Genomic DNA, 15416 nt, shown 5'->3' on the forward strand with positions numbered 1-15416 from the left:
GCTGCGGATTTCTCACACGAAACCGGTGTACTTCAGTGCTCTTCCATTGGGCCGTCATGCCCACACGCCTGCCCGTCGTCCTTCGCCGCTGCCACACGTGCGCGTCCGGAAGCTTCCGTGCGAACGGCAAATTCCGGGTCAACGCGAACCACAAGCTGCTCGACGCCTGGCTCCTCGCGCTCTGCACGGGGTGCGGCGACACCACCCGGCTCACGATCCTGGAGCGGGTGCACGTGCGCTCCGTACGACCTGAGCTGCTGGACCGCATGCACGACAACGACTCCGTCCTGGCGGCGGAGTTGCTCCAGGACGGAGTCGTGCAGCGGCGCAACCGCGTCGCCCTCGACTGGACCGGCGCCTGGCGCCTGGACACCGGCGGCCAGGACCATCTGGGCCGCGAGGTGGTCGACGTATCGGTCACCTTCGGGGCCCGGATTCCGGTACGGCCGCTGCACCTGATCGCGGACGGCTGCGGACTGTCGCGGGCCGAGACAAAACGCCTGCTGTCGGAGGGCAAACTCGTCTCCCCCGCCCGCCTGACCGGCAGACTCACGGGCGACTTCGGCTTCCTGCTGAAGCGCTGAGGAGGGGCCGGGGGCCGGGGGCCGGGGTACGAAAAGCGCGCCCCGGCCTCCCGGCCGGCTCACACGTCATTCAGTGCGCGGCGACCCGCTCGACGAGCCCGATCGCGGCCGCCAGCAACTCCCGTTCGCCGTCGCTCAGTTCCGCGTCGATGGCCCGGGCGAGCCAGTCCGCCCGGCGCTCCCGCTCCTCCTCCAGGAGCGCGCGCCCGGCGTCCGACAGTTCGACCAGGCTCTTGCGGCCGTCGGTCGGGTGAGCACGGCGGGTGATGAGCCCCTGTTCCATGAGCAGCCCGACGGCCCGCGCCATGGACTGCGGACGCACCCGCTGACCGGTGGCGAGCTCGCTGGTGGTCATGGCGCCGTTGCGGTCCAGCTCACCGAGGACGGCGACCTGGCCGAGCGGCATCTGGTCCTCTAGCTTCACGCGCCGGGTGAGCTTTCCCATCGCTGTGCGCAGCTCGGCGGCGATGGCGGCGGATTCCGGGAGGGGCATACCGAACTTTAACGCGGGAGCACAATGCCCAGCTGACCTGCACAGCAAGCCTGCTCAGCGCACCTGCACAGCGCACCTGCACAGCTAAGCTAAACAGCACAGCTGCACAGCATTGCTGTAGGGTGTGGCTCGCCCGGTCCAGCGCCACCGTCGTCGCAGCCGGACCGCGGCACGCGACAACGGGAAGGACCACTCCCATGACCGCCATCACCACCGTCACCGGCCGCCGCGTCCTGGACAGCCGGGGCAACCCCACCGTCGAGGTGGACGTGGAACTGTCGGACGGCTCGCTCGGCCGGGCCGCGGTCCCCTCCGGCGCCTCCACCGGCGCCCGCGAGGCCGTCGAACTGCGCGACGGTGACCCGGCCCGCTGGCACGGCAAGGGCGTCGACCAGGCCGTGCGCCACGTCAACACGGAGCTCACCGAGGCCGTCGTCGGCCGGGACGCGGAGGACCAGGCCGGGCTGGACGCGGCGCTCGTCGCGGCGGACGGCACCGCCACCAAGGCCCGGCTCGGCGCCAACGCGATCCTGGGCGTCTCCCTGGCGACCGCCAAGGCCGCGGCGGCCGCGCACCGCCTGCCGCTGTACCGGTACCTGGGCGGGTCGGACGCCCGGCTGCTGCCCGTACCGATGATGAACATCGTCAACGGGGGCGCCCACGCGGACAATCCGTTGGACTTCCAGGAGTTCATGATCGCCCCGACCGGCGCAGGGACGTTCGCCGAGGCCGTCCGGATGGGCTCGGAGATCTTCCACACCCTGCGCCGCGACCTGCTCGCCGCCGGCCACTCCACCGGCGTCGGCGACGAGGGCGGCTTCGCGCCCTCCCTGCGTACCGCCGAGGAAGCCCTCGACTTCGTCGTGGCGGCCATCGAACGCACGGGGTACCGGCCGGGCAGGGACATCGGCCTGGTCATGGACCCCGCGACGTCGGAGTTCTTCCGCGACGGCGTGTACGACTACGCCGGCGAAGGGGTACGCCGCACCCCGGCCGAGCACGCCGACTACCTGGTCAAGCTGATCGACGCCTACCCGGTCGTGTCGATCGAGGACGCGATGGCCGAAGACGACCTCGACGGCTGGCGCGAGCTCACGGCCCGGGTCGGCGACCGCTGCCAGCTCACCGGGGACGACGTGTTCTGCACGAACGACACCCTGCTGCGCGAGGGCATCGCCTCCGGGGTCGCCAACTCCGTTCTCGTGAAGGTCAACCAGATCGGCACCCTGACGGAGGCCCTGACCACGGTCGGCACCGCACACCGGGCGGGCTACACCGTCGTCATGTCCCACCGCTCGGGCGAGACGGAGGACACCACGATCGCGGACCTGGCGGTGGCCACGGGCTGCGGCCAGATCAAGACGGGCTCCCTCTCCCGCTCCGACCGCACGGCCAAGTACAACCAGCTGATCCGCATCGAGGAGGAGTTGGGCGCCGGCGCCCGGTACGCGGGGGCCCAGGCACTGCGTCGCCGGTAGCCCTCGCCCGGCCCACTGAGCGCCTGCACCGCCTCGCGCTCGGCGGGCGCGAGACCGCAAAGGACGGCACCGGCGTCAGCGAGATCCGCCGCGCTGCCCGCCGTCCCGGCACGGAGGCCGTGGCCGGTACGTACGCAGGTGGCCGCTGTCGATGGCCTCCCCGCACTCGGCGGGGAGGCCCCGGTACAGGTTCCGGGTCGGCTCGAACGGCTTGACCCGGCCGCCGGGGAACGGGAACCCCATGGCCTTGCTGTCCCGGCAGATGAGGGACAACCCGGCTGCTACAGGGCGGGGGCAAGCGGCTCATCCCGTCGCGAAGCGTTGCCTCCGCCATAATTACCTGACTAAGGTCAGAGAATGGCAGCGGACCAGATCAAGCAAGTGCGACGCTTCAACCGGACGGTCGCGGAGCGCGTAGGCGTACTACAGGATCACTACCTGGACGGCACGCGCCCCTACGGGCAGGCGCGGCTGCTCTGGCAGATCGGGGACGGCGAGACGCATGACGTCCGGAGCGTACGGGCCCGGCTCGGGCTCGACTCCGGCTACGCGAGCCGGCTCCTGCGCGCCCTGGAACGCGACGGCCTCGTCACCGTAGAGACCCACGCCGAGGACCGGCGCGCACGTACGGTGCGGCTGACCGAGGCCGGATGGCGGGAGCGGGCCCAGCTCGACGCCCGTAGCGACGCGCTCGCCGCGTCCCTGCTGGACCCGCTCGACGCCAAGCAGCGGGACAGGCTCCTCGCGGCGATGGAGGAGGTCGAGCGGCTGCTGACCGCCTCCACGGTCTCCCTGGACATCCTCGACCCGGACCACCCGGACGCGGTCCACTGCCTGCGCGGCTTCGCCGACGAACTGGGCGCCCTCTTCGGCTTCGACCCCGCGAACAGCCTGCTCCCCGACCCGGGCGAACTCCGCACGCCACGCGGCCTCTTCCTCGTTGCCCGCCTGCACGGCGAACCGGTCGGCGCCGCGGGGCTCAAGCTGCCGACCGACGCCCCGGCGGAGATCAAGCGCCTGTGGGTCTCGCCCCGCGCCCGGGGTCTCGGCCTGGCCAAGCGGATCCTGACCACCCTCGAACAGCAGGCCGTCAGCCACGGCCGGGACCTGGTCCGGCTCGACACCAACAAGGCCCTGGCAGCCGCCATCCACCTCTACCGCACCAACGGCTACACCGAGATCCCGGCCTTCAACGACGAGCCGTACGCCCACCACTGGTTCGAGAAACGGCTGACCGACGCGGCGTAAGGGGCAACGCCCCCGAGGCGGCGGGCGCGACCGCCAGTACGGCACCGCCTCGACGCCCCTCACACGACGTCGAACTCGTTGCCCTCGGGGTCCTGCATGGCGGCGGCGTAGAGCCCCGTGGCCGGCTCGTCCTTGATGCGCAGCACGGTCGCACCCGCCGTCACCAGCCGTTCCACCGCACCGTCGACCCGCTGCGTGCGGACGTCCAGCGGAACGTCACGGCCCCCGCCGACCTTCAGGTCGAAGTGCCACCGGTTCTTAGCGGCCTTCTGCTCCGGAACCTGCTGGAACCACACCTTCGGCCCACGCCCCGCCGGATCGATGATCGATTCCGGTACGTCCCCGGCCCCGGCCGGCAACTCCTCGTCGGGCACCCCCATCGCCGCCCAGTAGGCCCGCCACGTGGCATACCCGTCCGGCGCGGGCTCGGGCACATAGCCCAGGGCCTTGGCCCAGAAGGCCACCATCCGCTGCGGGTCGGCGCAGTCGATCGTCAGCTGCACAGTCATCTCCATGCGTGGAGCATTTCAGCCGAATCTGACACATGCGCCCTCCGCGGCAGGGCCCTGGGCGGGTCGCTGACTCGGGGCGCTCCGGCGCGGCGGAAGTGTCCCGGTAAAGATGACATTGCTGGCCACGGAATGCGCGATGCGCCCGACGTCCTGCCACTACGAGTGGATCTCACGCGTCGCCGGGTCGGTGAAGACCATGCGTACATAGTTGCGCTCGGCCGGGGGCACGGCTCCGAAGGCGAACAGCAGCGTCGCCGCCGGCGGGCTCCACGCCAAGTGTCGGCCCAGCGCCTCCACCCATACCCATGCCGGGGGGAACGGGCAACCCCGGTCAAGCTGACGGGTTTCGGACGGATCCAACACACGCTGACCATAGAATTCAGCGGCGGGCGCCACCGTTGCCTGGTCGTTTGCGCACCTCTCGCGGAGGAGATCACATGCAGGACGCATCGGATTCGTTGAAGATCTCCGACTCTGAAGGGAACCGACGGAACAATGCCGCCGACTCACCTGTTGCGTGCGCACCGATACCCGATTCGGACAGCGGGTCATCCCCGCCGTCGACCGTCCTGGCGGAGGTACTCCCAGGGATTGCCGTCGTCTACGGTGAGGTACCAGGGGAACTGAAGCCTGGTCTGCTGGACTTCGGGCTGGTGTCGGCCACCGATCGCAGGCAGATCTCCGCAGCCCTCGCCTCGATCGGCAACGCGGCGACCGTGGCCGGAAACCTCGGAGCCGCGCTCTTTAACGCTCAGGGGCTCTACAGAATCAGCAGCGCGACACAGTCACTGCTGAATGCCGGTGGAACGCTCGCCATCAAGGATGGCGCGAACCTCGGAGCAGTGATGTATCGGGGCCGCGTCCTTGCTCAGTCCCGCTTCATTCCCGTTAACGCGGTGAGCGCCGCACAAACCGCCGCCTCGATCGGGCCGGCACTGGCCATGGTTGCCCTGCAGATGCAGCTGAGCGAGGTGACCAGCCTTGTCAGGACCGGCATCGCGCTGACAAGCCAGGTGCTGGCGTCCATTCGCAAGGAGCAACGGGCCGAGCTCACGGCCTTGGTCGCCACGGTGGACCGCGCGATCGGGCAGGCACGAGAGGTCGAATCGGTGCCAACCTCTCTATGGCTCAGCCTCGCGGGGAGTGAAACGGCGCTGCGTAAGCAGCTTGAGCTGTACCGGCAGAACGTCAACGACCACGTTCGCCAGATCAACCGGCCCGAAGCGCAGAGTCACCGCGAGTACCTTCAGACGAACGCCGAGTCCATCGTCTTCGACGCCTTCGCACTTCTGGACTCGCTCAAGGCTTGGGTCGGATACAAGACTCTCCAGGCGGGTAGGGCCAGAGACGCAGGCCGTGAAGACGCGGGTGAGACGAAGTTCGTTGACGTCATCGTGCGCGACACCCGGACCGAGTTCGTCTCCGCCCTCGCCGAGACGACGAGACTCGTCGGCTCGTTGACTCGTGAACTGCGCATCATCGCAGAGCTCCCTGGGCGGGACACGTTGGCGCTGCCGGGGAGGCGCAGGGATGCAAGGGCGGCCCGGGAGATCTCTTCCCGGCTTCTCGAAGCGGTGGAGCCGCTTTCCGACGCCCTCCGTCCGCCGCCCCCCGCACTTGAGGCTCCGGACGTCGTCTGCGCCCCCAAGCCGCTGGACCTCGCGCCCTACCTCAACATCCTGCGCTGGTTCCTGGAGGACGGCGAGATCCTGCGGGTTCTCGGGTTTCCTGAGCAGCTCGACGCCCTCGGCCCGATCTCTACGATCCTGGGCGGAGCAAAGGACAAGGTCGCCGCAGCGCGGGACAGAACCGCAGTGAAGACGATGGTCCTTGTCACGGATCGCCGCATCATCACGGCCAAGGCGAGCTCGTTCCTTGAGCAGGCTGAGATTCGCCAGGATATCCCGACCGACCACGTGCGGTACGTCCGATCAACCATCACCCCCGACAAGAACGCGCGCATGGCGATCGACCTCATCACACGCGACGAGAACAACCGATGGCTTTTCCACGCCGATATCGACAGCGCTCAAGTGGGTGCCCTCGCCGCGGTGCTCAGCGAATCGATGTCGATCCCGGACGTGGAACGAAATGAGCTTCAACGTCGACGGCCGACCTCCATCGAAGGGGGCACCCAGGCTGTATCCTCCGGATCTAATTCGGAATAGTCCATACACCTCCTGGACGCGCGTATATCGTGCTCAAAGATCGCGGGCCAGGCAGCACGCCAGACATCTGCGACGGCTTCAGGAGCGTCAGCAGCGCCAAGGGGATTGAGCACTAGCCTTCGAATCACCTGATCGTTCGTCGGGCGTGTGGTTGGCTGGCGCCCGGTGGGCACGCATCGGGCCGAGAACGTCTTCACCATCCTGAAGGAGCACCCTGGCGCGGTGTCCGAAGCACCCGCTGGTAGCGGAGCTCCGTGAGCGTGGTCCCGTCGTAGTCGTCGTCCTGAACGGCACCGTCAGGCTGATAGCCGGCCCGCTCGTAGAAGCGCTGAGCGCGTTGGTTGTCACCCAGGACCCACAGGGCTGATACCCCGAAGCCCTGGCCTTTCATCCGAGCGTGAGCCTCACCCAGGAGGGCCCGACCGATACCGCGGCCGATCAGGTCCGGCGAGACGTACAGGGCGTAGACCTCACCGACCCGTCCCGTATCGGGCACGTCGCTTCGACACGGCCCGAAGCAGATCCACCCCACCGGGCCACGGTCACCGAGTGCCACGAGGTCCCGTGCCTGTCGTCCGGGCTGAGAGAACCACTGCCTCCGTTGCTCGGCATCCCCCTCCACCGTCATGGCGTCCAGATACGTCTGCGGAACGATGCCGTCGTACGCCGCTTGCCAGCCTCGGACCCGAATCGCGGAAACCGCCTCGATGTCGCCCGCGTCCATCTCTCGTACGTGCACCATCGCACCACCGTAAGGGCCCAGGCACCCAGGACGCAGCGCCATGGAAAATGAAACGATGACGGGTGAAGCGAGCGCGATCGTTCTGAGCAAGCAGGACCTACGCGAGGTCACCGCGTTCGCCGCGATGTGCGCCGAAGCGGCGCTGGGGACGTTCGAGGCGGATCAGCCGGACGATTCACGGCCTCGCGACGCCGTCGAAGCCGCGTGGGCGTTCGCCCGGGGCGGCGAACGAGGAAAGGCCCTGCGCGATACGGCGTCGGCGGCCCTCAAGGCGGCGAAGGGTACGAACACCACGGCTGCCCGTGAGGCGGCTTGGGCGGCGATGTCGGCGGCAGCCGCCGCGTACCTGCACCCGTTGGCCAAGGCCACCCAGGTCAAGCACATCCTCGGAGCCGGCGCGCATGCGGCCCGAGCGGCGGAACTCGTCGCCGACGACGATCGAAGCGTGGGCTCCCGGCACCTTGAGCACGTGGTGCGACGCGCGACGCCGACCGCCGTCGACGTACTCAAGCGCTTCCCGGCGGCGCCGACCGGCGGCGGGCGCGTCGGCGAGCTGGTCCGCGCACTGGACACGGACCTGCGTGCGCTGACCTTTACGAGGTGACCCGTGCAGGGGGGCGGTAACCGCCCCTACGGCTGGAGCAGGATCACCTGGAACGCGTCCCACGCGCTGGGGGCGAGGACGATGACGGGCCCGCCCGCCTGCTTGGAGTCGCGGACGGCTACGGCCCCGGGGACGTTACGGGAGACCTCTACGCAGTCCTTCTCCAGGGTGCTGTAACTGGACTTGATGAACTGGAACTCACTCATACAACCCCCCTCAGCCGTCGGCTCCTACGCCGGACGGCCTACTCAGCTCACGCTGAAAAGCGTCCCACGAGGCAGGGGCGACCACCAGTACACCACCGGTTGCCCGCTTGGAGTCCCGCACGGCGATCGCTCCGGGGACGTTGCGCGCAACTTCGACGCACTCCCCGTTTCCACTGCTGTAGCTGGACTTCTGGAAGCAAAGGCTCTTCATGCGCTCAGCCTTGAATCCTGGTGCCTGCGAGAGCGCTTTGAAACGCCGCCCACGCGGTGGGGGCGAGGACGATGACAGGGCCGTCCATCTGCTTGGAGTCGCGGACGGCGACGGCGTCAGGGACGTTACAGGCGACCTCGACGCACTCGCGTTCTGGGGTGCTGTAGCTGGACTTGGCAAACTGGAACACTGTCATTCCTTCACTTCCTTGGCGACGTCTTGCATGAACAGGGCCGAGTCGTGGGGCGACAAGCTCACCTTGACCAGGTGATTGAACACCGTAGCGAACTCAGCGCTCTCCTCCGCGTTCTCGACCCAGATCGTCGACCGAGGGGCGTCCATGTGCACGACGTCCACCGCCTCATCCTCCCCAAAGGACAGGACGGTGAAAGGGCCACCGATCCCTGCGTTCGCGCCCACCCGGAAGGGCAGGACCTGGATGTGGACATTGGGCCGCTCGGCCAAGTGGCACAGATGCGCCAACTGACGCGCTATGACTCCGGGACCGCCGACCATTTGGCGCAGTGCGGCCTCCCAGATCACCGCGTGGATACGCAGAGGCGTGTCGTCGTAGAGCCGCTGTTGGCGCTTGGCACGCCCCGTAACTACGTCTTCGATCCAGTCGAGATCCTCGCCTGCCAGGCTGGCGATGCCCAGTGCCCGCGTGTACTCAGGAGTCTGGAACAGACCGGGGACGAGGGCGACTTGCCACTGCCTGATCCTGACCGCAGCATCTTCCATGGCGATGTACTCCACCTGCGTGGCAAGCGTCGGGGTGTCGTTCCACCAACCCTTCACCCTGCGCCGTTCACGATCCGTTTTGGCAAGTGCCAGCAGGCCCGCCAGGGCTTTGTCGTCCGCCACGCCGTACAAGTCACACAAGGCTCGAATATCCGGGTCGCGCATGGGAACCCATCCGCTCTCCATCTTCACGACCTTCGTCTGGGTGGCACTCAGGACCCCGGCCGCTTCGCGCTGCGTCTTGCCTGCCGCTACCCGCAGGCGCTGGAGCTCTCCGCCCAGGCGCCGACCGAGCACGGTCGAGACCCGGTTGCCGTTCGCTCTCCTGCCAGATTCCTGCATACAGACCTCCCAGTGAACGACACCAGTGTTGCAGCTAGTTGGCCCTCGCTCACACACATGTAACCCGTACGGGGAATATATGTCCCGCACTCTTGAGTCCTCGGCGTCCGAGCCGCTACGTTCAGCATCGCCCCGGTCACCCACCGGCACCGCCCGGCGGAAGCGCACCGCCCTGCCCAACCGCAACCGCAACCGCGCGCAGGCCCGGCACTGCCACCGCCGCCCACCACCCACCGCACCCGACCCCAGAAAGGCGCGCGACCATGACCGCAGCCCCCGAAGAGACGCCCGTCCCCGAGCCCCCGCTCCACGAGGACCGCCTCGACTACACGCCCACCGCCCGCAGCGTCTCCCTCGCCCGCCGGCGCGCCGCGCGACTCGTCACCGCCTGGGGGCACCCACAGCGCGCCGGAGAAGTAGCCCTCCTGGTCAGCGAGTTGGCCACCAACGCCCTGCTGCACGGCAGCCTCCGCGGCCGTCTCTTCCGGGTGCATCTCACCCTCACCGCCGACGCGCTCCGTGTCGAGGTCACCGACCCCCGGGGCGAGCGTCTGCCCGGCATTCGCTCGGCCGACAGCGACGAGTGCTACGGGCGCGGGCTCCTCATCGTGGACGCGATCGCCGACCGGTGGGGGGTTGAACCGCTCACCGTCGGGAAGACCGTGTTCGCCGAACTCGCTCTTCGTCACCCGGCCCTGCTGATGGTGCGCTCCACACCGCACGCGGGGTGAGGTCCGCGTCAGTCCTCGTCCGCGTCCGCACGGTTCAGGGCATCGGCGATCATGCGGACGGCGAACTCACGGTCGTCGGCGATGCGGTTGATCTGCTCCGCGAGCAGGAACGCGGTGGCCTCCAGAGGCGTCATCTCCGCGATCGTCCAGTCTCCGTACTGCTTGCGCCACAGGTTGGGGCTCAGACCGGTGCCCGCGGCGACGACCAGGGCGGTCATGGTGGGAATGACCTCCCGGGGAACGCTCCTCGGCATCCTGCGCATCGAGGTCACGAAGCCGGGCACCACGTACTCGATGACGTCCTTGTCGTGCTCTTCGTGAGCCTTCCGCAGCCAGGTCATGAACATGTAGATGATCGTGCACGTGCCGTCGAGTACGTCATCGATTCCGCCGGGGCCCAGGGAAGCGGTGAACTGCTCGATCAGCACCTTGTGTTCGGGATCGGACGCGGTGCCGCCCTCGTAGACGCTCTTGAGCCGGGAGTCGATCATCAGGAGCGCCGCGTCCACGTCGCCGGCGGGAGCGTGCTTGGGGTCGCAAGTCGAAGTCACGGCATTTCTCCCTCGGTTGACTGCGTTCAGTAGCGCGCCGCGTCCTTACAGTAGTCGTCGTACGAGGCGGCGGTGCGGGTCCGCGAAAGTTGTATCCGGACCACCTCACACGCCCCGGGCATGGCAGAGGGCCCGCGCAGACTTCACGCGGGCCCCTCACACACGTACCGCGAAGGCGCCTACGCCCAGGTGATCAGCCGCTTCGGCTGCTCCAGGATCGCGGCGATGTCCGCCAGGAACTTGGAGCCCAGCTCGCCGTCGATCAGACGGTGGTCGAACGACAGGGCCAGCGTCGTCACCTGACGCGGCTTCACCTTGCCCTTGTGGACCCAGGGCTGGAGCTTGATCGCGCCGACCGCGAGGATCGCGGACTCGCCCGGGTTGAGGATCGGCGTACCGGTGTCGACGCCGAAGACGCCCACGTTGGTGATGGTCACCGTGCCGCCCGCCATCGCGGCCGGAGACGTCTTGCCTTCGCGGGCCGTGGCGACCAGCTCGCCCAGGGACGCGGCCAGCTGCGGGAGCGTCCGGTCGTGGGCGTCCTTGATGTTCGGGACGATCAGGCCGCGCGGAGTGGCGGCGGCGATGCCCAGGTTCACGTAGTGCTTCTGGACGATCTCCTGGTTCGCCTCGTCCCAGACCGCGTTGACCCCGGGGTTCCGCTTGATCGCGACCAGGAGGGCCTTGGCGATGATGAGGAGCGGGTTGACCCGCACCCCCGCCATGTCCTTGTCCTCCTTCAGCTCCGCCACCAGTTTCATCGTGCGCGTCACATCGACGGTCACGAACTCGGTGACGTGCGGAGCCGTGAACGCGCTGCCGACCATCGCCTGCGCGATCGCCTTGCGCACGCCCTTGACCGGGATACGGGTCTCCCGGGCGCCGGCCGGGACAGGAGCCTCGACGGGCACCGTGGGCTCGACGGACGGCTCCGGAACCGAAGGCGCCACCGGCGTCGCCGCCGCGTGCACGTCCTCGCGGGTGATGACGCCGCCCGCGCCGGTCGGGGTGACCGTCGCCAGGTCGATGCCCAGGTCCTTCGCGAGCTTGCGCACCGGCGGCTTGGCCAGCGGGCGGGCCTCCGGGATCGCGGCGGTGCCCTGGCCGTTCAGCTCGGCCTGGACCGCGGCGGGCGCGGCAGCCGGGGGTGCGGTCTCGGCGCCCTTGCGGGCCCGCCGCTTCGTGGAGGACTCGGCCACGCCGTAACCCACCAGGACCGGCTGGCGGCCCTTCGGCGCCTCTTCGGCCTCGGGAGCCGCAGGCGCAACAGGCTCAGCAGCCGGCTCCGCGTCACCCGAACCCGGCGCCACGTCCACCGCGATGATCACCTGGCCGACGTCGACGGTGGTGCCCTCGGGGAAGCGCAGTTCGTGGACGACCCCGTCGAACGGGATCGGGAGCTCCACGGCGGCCTTCGCCGTCTCGACCTCGCAGACGACCTGGCCGTCGGTGACGGTGTCGCCGGGCTGGACGAACCACTTGAGGATCTCGGCCTCGGTCAGTCCCTCGCCCACGTCGGGCATCTTGAACTCACGGAAGCGAGCAGCGTTGGAAGTGTCGGTCATCGTAGTCACGCCCCTGTCCTCAGTACGCCAGCGAGCGGTCGACGGCGTCGAGCACGCGGTCGAGGCCCGGCAGGTACTCGTCCTCCAGCCGCGCCGGCGGGTACGGGACGTGGTAGCCGCCGACCCTCAGCACGGGCGCCTCCAGGTGGTAGAAGCACCGCTCCGTGATGCGGGCGGCGATCTCGGCCCCGGAGCCGTAGAAGACCGGCGCCTCGTGGACCACGACCAGGCGGCGGGTCTTCTCGACGGATGCCTGGATGGTGTCGAAGTCGATCGGGGACATCGAGCGCAGGTCCACGACCTCGATCGACTTGCCCTCCTCCTGGGCGGCCGCGGCGGCCTCCAGGCAGACCTTCACCATCGGGCCGTACGCGGCGAGCGTGAGGTCCGTGCCGGTGCGGGCGACGGACGCGGCGTGCAGCGCGCCGGGGATGGAGTCGGTGTCGACCTCGCCCTTGTCCCAGTAGCGGCGCTTCGGCTCGAAGAAGATGACCGGGTCGTCGCTCTGGACGGCCTGCTGCATCATCCAGTACGCGTCCGACGCGTTGGACGGGGAGACCACCTTCAGGCCCGCGACGTGCGCGAACAGCGCCTCGGGCGACTCGCTGTGGTGCTCGACGGCTCCGATGCCGCCGCCGTAGGGAATCCGCACGACGACCGGGAGCTTGATCTTGCCGAGCGCGCGGGCGTGCATCTTCGCGAGCTGCGTGACGATCTGGTCGTACGCGGGGAAGACGAAGCCGTCGAACTGGATCTCCACGACGGGCCGGTAGCCGCGCAGGGCCAGGCCGATCGCCGTACCGACGATGCCGGACTCGGCGAGCGGGGTGTCGATGACCCGGTCCTCGCCGAAGTCCTTCTGGAGGCCGTCGGTGATCCGGAAGACCCCGCCCAGCTTGCCGACGTCCTCGCCCATGATGAGGACCTTGGGGTCGGTGTCGAGGGCCTTGCGCAGCGACTCGTTGAGCGCCTTCGCGATGGACATCTTTTCCACGGCCATGGCTACTTGCCCTCCTCGGCGAACGATGCCTGGTAGGCGGCGAACTCGGCGCGCTCCTCGTCCACGAGGGGGCTGCCGTCGGCGTAGGCGTGGTCGAACAGCGCCATCCGGTCCGGGTCGGGCATGGCCCGTACCGCCTCGCGGACCCGCTTGCCCAGGGTCTCGCTCTCCTCTTCGAGGGCGGTGAAGAACGCCTCGTCGGCCGCGCCCTGCTTCTCCAGGTACGCGCGCAGGCGCAGGATCGGGTCCTTCGCCTCCCAGGAGGCGCGCTCCTCGTCGGCCCGGTACTTCGTCGGGTCGTCGGAGGTGGTGTGCGCGCCCATGCGGTACGTGAACGCCTCGACCAGGGTCGGGCCCTCGCCGCGCCGGGCCCGCTCCAGGGCGGAACGGGTGACGGCCAGGCAGGCCAGGACGTCGTTGCCGTCGACCCGGACGCCGGGGAAGCCGAAGCCCTGGGCGCGCTGGTAGAGCGGGACGCGGGTCTGCTTCTCGGTGGGCTCGGAGATCGCCCACTGGTTGTTCTGGCAGAAGAAGACGACCGGGGCGTTGTACACCGCGGAGAAGGTGAACGCCTCCGCGACGTCGCCCTGGCTGGAGGCGCCGTCACCGAAGTACGCGATCACGGCCGAGTCCGCGCCGTCCTTGGCCACGCCCATGGCGTAACCGGTGGCGTGCAGGGTCTGCGAGCCGATGACGATCGTGTACAGGTGGAAGTTGTTGGTGTTCGGGTCCCAGCCGCCGTGGTTCACACCGCGGAACATCCCGAGCAGGTTGGTCGGGTCGACGCCCCGGCACCAGGCCACACCGTGCTCGCGGTAGGTCGGGAAGACGTAGTCGTCGTCGCGCAGGGCCCGGCCGGAGCCGATCTGGGCGGCCTCCTGGCCCAGCAGGGAGGCCCACAGGCCCAGCTCGCCCTGACGCTGGAGGGCGGTGGCCTCGGCGTCGAAGCGGCGGGTGAGGACCATGTCCCGGTACAGGCCGCGCAGCTCTTCCGCGGTCAGGTCGATCGAGTAGTCCGGGTGCTCGACGCGCTCGCCCTCGGGCGTCAGCAACTGGACGAGTTCGGGTGCGGAACCCTTCGCGGGCGTTTTCGCGGCGCTGGTCCGCTTGCTGCTGCGTCGCGGTTTGCGCGCGGCAGCAGTGCTCTCCACGGTCACGTGCGTGCTCCTCCGTCGGTCCGGCCCCCGGGGTCTGCCGGGAGACCAGTGCGGCTCGCCTGTGTCCGTACCCGTGCACGGGGTGGGTGCCGCTCGGTCCGGGAACAGGCGTGACAGGTGCCCCGGCGAGCGCCCTGTCCAAGGCACGTTACCCAGTGGGTCCCGTAACTGCGAAACCCTTCCTGACCTGCGATTTTGCTTGGATATCCAAGTAAATCGAGGAATTCGGGAAGGCTCGCTGGTCACAGCACTGATCACAGCCTCGCAGGCCGCCGGAACAACGGCACGTTATCCCGCCCGGCACCGGCAGGGAAGGGGGGAGTGTGTGAGACTGCGATTGTGAGCGAAGAAGGAAAAATCACCGTTTTTCTGCTCGACGACCACGAAGTGGTCCGCCGCGGAGTCCATGAGCTGCTCTCGATGGAGGACGACATCGAGGTGGTCGGTGAGGCCGGTACGGCGGCCGACGCGCTGGTGCGGATTCCGGCGGTCCGCCCCGATGTGGCCGTGCTCGACGTACGGCTGCCGGACGGCAGCGGGGTGGAGGTCTGCCGCGAGATCCGCTCCCAGGACGACTCCGTCAACTGCCTGATGCTCACCTCGTTCGCCGACGACGAGGCACTGTTCGACGCGATCATGGCGGGCGCCTCCGGTTACGTGCTCAAGGCGATCCGCGGCAACGAGCTGCTGACGGCCGTACGGGACGTGGCGGCCGGGAAGTCGCTGCTGGACCCGGTCGCCACCGCGCGCGTCCTGGAGCGGCTGCGCGACGGCAAGAAGGGGCAGGGCGACGAGAAGCTCGCGACCCTCACCGAGCAGGAGCGCAAGATCCTCGACCTGATCGGCGAGGGCCTGACCAACCGGGTGATCGGCGAGCGGCTGCACCTCGCCGAGAAGACGATCAAGAACTACGTCTCCAGCCTGCTGTCCAAGCTGGGCATGGAGCGCCGCTCGCAGGCCGCCGCGTACGTCGCACGGCTCCAGGCCGAGAAGCGCTGAGGACGGACCGAGGGACTTTGGTCCCGGCGGACCCGGGGCCCCGGCCTCTTATCGCGCCCACACGCAGGGCCGACAGTGGAGGGC

At 69.0% G+C, this 15416-nt stretch carries 19 protein-coding genes; 7 read left to right on the plus strand and 12 right to left on the minus strand.

What is annotated here, in order from left to right:
• The first annotated feature begins 35 nt into the window (after positions 1 to 35).
• Positions 36 to 584 carry a DUF1062 domain-containing protein gene (locus E6R18_RS17690; RefSeq protein ID WP_136317866.1) on the plus strand — a complete coding sequence of 183 codons (549 nt, stop codon included), beginning with the start codon at positions 36 to 38 and terminating at the stop codon, positions 582 to 584.
• A gap of 70 nt (positions 585 to 654) precedes the next feature.
• Here the strand turns inward: E6R18_RS17690 and E6R18_RS17695 are convergent, their stop codons facing one another.
• The gene (locus E6R18_RS17695; protein ID WP_136317867.1) at positions 655 to 1077 is read right to left on the minus strand and encodes a MarR family transcriptional regulator; all 423 of its coding nucleotides are present in this window, start codon (positions 1075 to 1077) and stop codon (positions 655 to 657) included.
• 197 nt (positions 1078 to 1274) lie between these two features.
• Between E6R18_RS17695 and eno the strand changes: the two genes are divergently transcribed.
• Together eno and E6R18_RS17710 are read left to right on the plus strand one after the other, a co-directional pair.
• Entirely contained in the window at positions 1275 to 2555 is a 1281-nt protein-coding gene (gene eno, locus E6R18_RS17700; RefSeq protein ID WP_136317868.1) for a phosphopyruvate hydratase, read from the plus strand.
• 357 nt (positions 2556 to 2912) lie between these two features.
• A complete protein-coding gene (locus E6R18_RS17710) occupies positions 2913 to 3803 on the plus strand; it encodes a helix-turn-helix domain-containing GNAT family N-acetyltransferase (protein ID WP_136317869.1) in 891 nt (296 codons plus the stop codon).
• Positions 3804 to 3862: 59 nt separating this feature from the next.
• Here E6R18_RS17710 and E6R18_RS17715 read toward each other — a convergent pair whose 3' ends face one another.
• Positions 3863 to 4318 carry a VOC family protein gene (locus tag E6R18_RS17715; protein WP_136317870.1) on the minus strand — a complete coding sequence of 152 codons (456 nt, stop codon included), beginning with the start codon at positions 4316 to 4318 and terminating at the stop codon, positions 3863 to 3865.
• 153 nt (positions 4319 to 4471) lie between these two features.
• Positions 4472 to 4867 (minus strand): hypothetical protein, encoded by a 396-nt coding sequence (locus tag E6R18_RS35390; protein ID WP_346764991.1) that lies wholly within the window; start codon positions 4865 to 4867, stop codon positions 4472 to 4474.
• Here E6R18_RS35390 and E6R18_RS17725 point away from each other — a divergent pair.
• Positions 4753 to 6483 (plus strand): hypothetical protein, encoded by a 1731-nt coding sequence (locus tag E6R18_RS17725; protein ID WP_136317872.1) that lies wholly within the window; start codon positions 4753 to 4755, stop codon positions 6481 to 6483. The two genes, E6R18_RS35390 and E6R18_RS17725, sit on opposite strands and share 115 nt — an antisense overlap.
• Before the next feature lie 193 nt (positions 6484 to 6676).
• On the opposite strand, the gene E6R18_RS17735 is transcribed toward E6R18_RS17725, so the two are convergent.
• Positions 6677 to 7225 carry a GNAT family N-acetyltransferase gene (locus E6R18_RS17735; protein ID WP_136317874.1) on the minus strand — a complete coding sequence of 183 codons (549 nt, stop codon included), beginning with the start codon at positions 7223 to 7225 and terminating at the stop codon, positions 6677 to 6679.
• A gap of 55 nt (positions 7226 to 7280) precedes the next feature.
• Between E6R18_RS17735 and E6R18_RS17740 the strand changes: the two genes are divergently transcribed.
• A complete protein-coding gene (locus E6R18_RS17740) occupies positions 7281 to 7829 on the plus strand; it encodes a putative immunity protein (protein ID WP_136317875.1) in 549 nt (182 codons plus the stop codon).
• 26 nt (positions 7830 to 7855) lie between these two features.
• Here E6R18_RS17740 and E6R18_RS17745 read toward each other — a convergent pair whose 3' ends face one another.
• Genes E6R18_RS17745 through E6R18_RS17760 form a run of 4 tightly spaced genes read right to left on the minus strand, consistent with a single transcriptional unit; the run spans position 7856 to position 9329 of the window.
• The gene (locus E6R18_RS17745) at positions 7856 to 8035 is read right to left on the minus strand and encodes a DUF397 domain-containing protein (RefSeq protein WP_136317876.1); all 180 of its coding nucleotides are present in this window, start codon (positions 8033 to 8035) and stop codon (positions 7856 to 7858) included.
• Between the two features lie 10 nt (positions 8036 to 8045).
• Positions 8046 to 8246, minus strand: coding sequence for a DUF397 domain-containing protein (locus E6R18_RS17750; RefSeq protein WP_136317877.1), 201 nt, complete (start codon positions 8244 to 8246; stop codon positions 8046 to 8048).
• 4 nt (positions 8247 to 8250) lie between these two features.
• Complete coding sequence (locus E6R18_RS17755; protein ID WP_136317878.1) at positions 8251 to 8442, minus strand: DUF397 domain-containing protein; 192 nt, start codon at positions 8440 to 8442, stop codon at positions 8251 to 8253.
• Positions 8439 to 9329 (minus strand): helix-turn-helix transcriptional regulator, encoded by an 891-nt coding sequence (locus tag E6R18_RS17760; protein WP_136317879.1) that lies wholly within the window; start codon positions 9327 to 9329, stop codon positions 8439 to 8441. Before E6R18_RS17760 ends, E6R18_RS17755 begins: the two co-directional genes overlap by 4 nt.
• Before the next feature lie 263 nt (positions 9330 to 9592).
• Between E6R18_RS17760 and E6R18_RS17765 the strand changes: the two genes are divergently transcribed.
• Positions 9593 to 10060, plus strand: a complete 468-nt coding sequence (locus E6R18_RS17765; protein ID WP_136317880.1) for an ATP-binding protein — start codon at positions 9593 to 9595, stop codon at positions 10058 to 10060.
• Between the two features lie 8 nt (positions 10061 to 10068).
• Here the strand turns inward: E6R18_RS17765 and E6R18_RS17770 are convergent, their stop codons facing one another.
• From E6R18_RS17770 to pdhA, 4 genes are all read right to left on the minus strand, one after another.
• Complete coding sequence (locus E6R18_RS17770) at positions 10069 to 10611, minus strand: hypothetical protein (protein WP_136317881.1); 543 nt, start codon at positions 10609 to 10611, stop codon at positions 10069 to 10071.
• A gap of 179 nt (positions 10612 to 10790) precedes the next feature.
• Positions 10791 to 12185, minus strand: coding sequence for a dihydrolipoamide acetyltransferase family protein (locus tag E6R18_RS17775; RefSeq protein ID WP_136317882.1), 1395 nt, complete (start codon positions 12183 to 12185; stop codon positions 10791 to 10793).
• A 10-nt stretch (positions 12186 to 12195) separates the two neighbouring features.
• Complete coding sequence (locus tag E6R18_RS17780) at positions 12196 to 13176, minus strand: alpha-ketoacid dehydrogenase subunit beta (protein ID WP_136202270.1); 981 nt, start codon at positions 13174 to 13176, stop codon at positions 12196 to 12198.
• Positions 13177 to 13178: 2 nt separating this feature from the next.
• Positions 13179 to 14333: a pyruvate dehydrogenase (acetyl-transferring) E1 component subunit alpha gene (gene pdhA / locus E6R18_RS17785; RefSeq protein WP_136317883.1), complete on the minus strand. Its 1155-nt coding sequence runs from the start codon at positions 14331 to 14333 to the stop codon at positions 13179 to 13181.
• A 339-nt stretch (positions 14334 to 14672) separates the two neighbouring features.
• Here pdhA and E6R18_RS17790 point away from each other — a divergent pair, with 339 nt between their 5' ends.
• Entirely contained in the window at positions 14673 to 15332 is a 660-nt protein-coding gene (locus tag E6R18_RS17790; RefSeq protein ID WP_136317884.1) for a response regulator transcription factor, read from the plus strand.
• The last annotated feature ends 84 nt before the right edge of the window (positions 15333 to 15416 follow it).

This window comes from Streptomyces sp. A1277, from assembly GCF_004795015.1.
Taxonomy (GTDB): domain Bacteria; phylum Actinomycetota; class Actinomycetes; order Streptomycetales; family Streptomycetaceae; genus Streptomyces.

Excerpts from the sequence above, each read along its gene's own strand:
- E6R18_RS17735 (WP_136317874.1), bottom strand. The coding sequence starts at position 7,225 with ATGGTGCACGTACGAGAGATGGACGCGGGCGACATCGAGGCGGTTTCC.
- E6R18_RS17740 (WP_136317875.1), top strand. The coding sequence starts at position 7,281 with ATGACGGGTGAAGCGAGCGCGATCGTTCTGAGCAAGCAGGACCTACGC.
- E6R18_RS17715 (WP_136317870.1), bottom strand. The coding sequence starts at position 4,318 with ATGGAGATGACTGTGCAGCTGACGATCGACTGCGCCGACCCGCAGCGG.
- E6R18_RS17750 (WP_136317877.1), bottom strand. The coding sequence starts at position 8,246 with ATGAAGAGCCTTTGCTTCCAGAAGTCCAGCTACAGCAGTGGAAACGGG.
- E6R18_RS17745 (WP_136317876.1), bottom strand. The coding sequence starts at position 8,035 with ATGAGTGAGTTCCAGTTCATCAAGTCCAGTTACAGCACCCTGGAGAAG.
- E6R18_RS35390 (WP_346764991.1), bottom strand. The coding sequence starts at position 4,867 with ATGACCCGCTGTCCGAATCGGGTATCGGTGCGCACGCAACAGGTGAGT.
- E6R18_RS17760 (WP_136317879.1), bottom strand. The coding sequence starts at position 9,329 with ATGCAGGAATCTGGCAGGAGAGCGAACGGCAACCGGGTCTCGACCGTG.
- E6R18_RS17755 (WP_136317878.1), bottom strand. The coding sequence starts at position 8,442 with ATGACAGTGTTCCAGTTTGCCAAGTCCAGCTACAGCACCCCAGAACGC.
- E6R18_RS17710 (WP_136317869.1), top strand. The coding sequence starts at position 2,913 with ATGGCAGCGGACCAGATCAAGCAAGTGCGACGCTTCAACCGGACGGTC.
- E6R18_RS17780 (WP_136202270.1), bottom strand. The coding sequence starts at position 13,176 with ATGGCCGTGGAAAAGATGTCCATCGCGAAGGCGCTCAACGAGTCGCTG.
- E6R18_RS17695 (WP_136317867.1), bottom strand. The coding sequence starts at position 1,077 with ATGCCCCTCCCGGAATCCGCCGCCATCGCCGCCGAGCTGCGCACAGCG.
- E6R18_RS17765 (WP_136317880.1), top strand. The coding sequence starts at position 9,593 with ATGACCGCAGCCCCCGAAGAGACGCCCGTCCCCGAGCCCCCGCTCCAC.
- eno (WP_136317868.1), top strand. The coding sequence starts at position 1,275 with ATGACCGCCATCACCACCGTCACCGGCCGCCGCGTCCTGGACAGCCGG.
- E6R18_RS17725 (WP_136317872.1), top strand. The coding sequence starts at position 4,753 with ATGCAGGACGCATCGGATTCGTTGAAGATCTCCGACTCTGAAGGGAAC.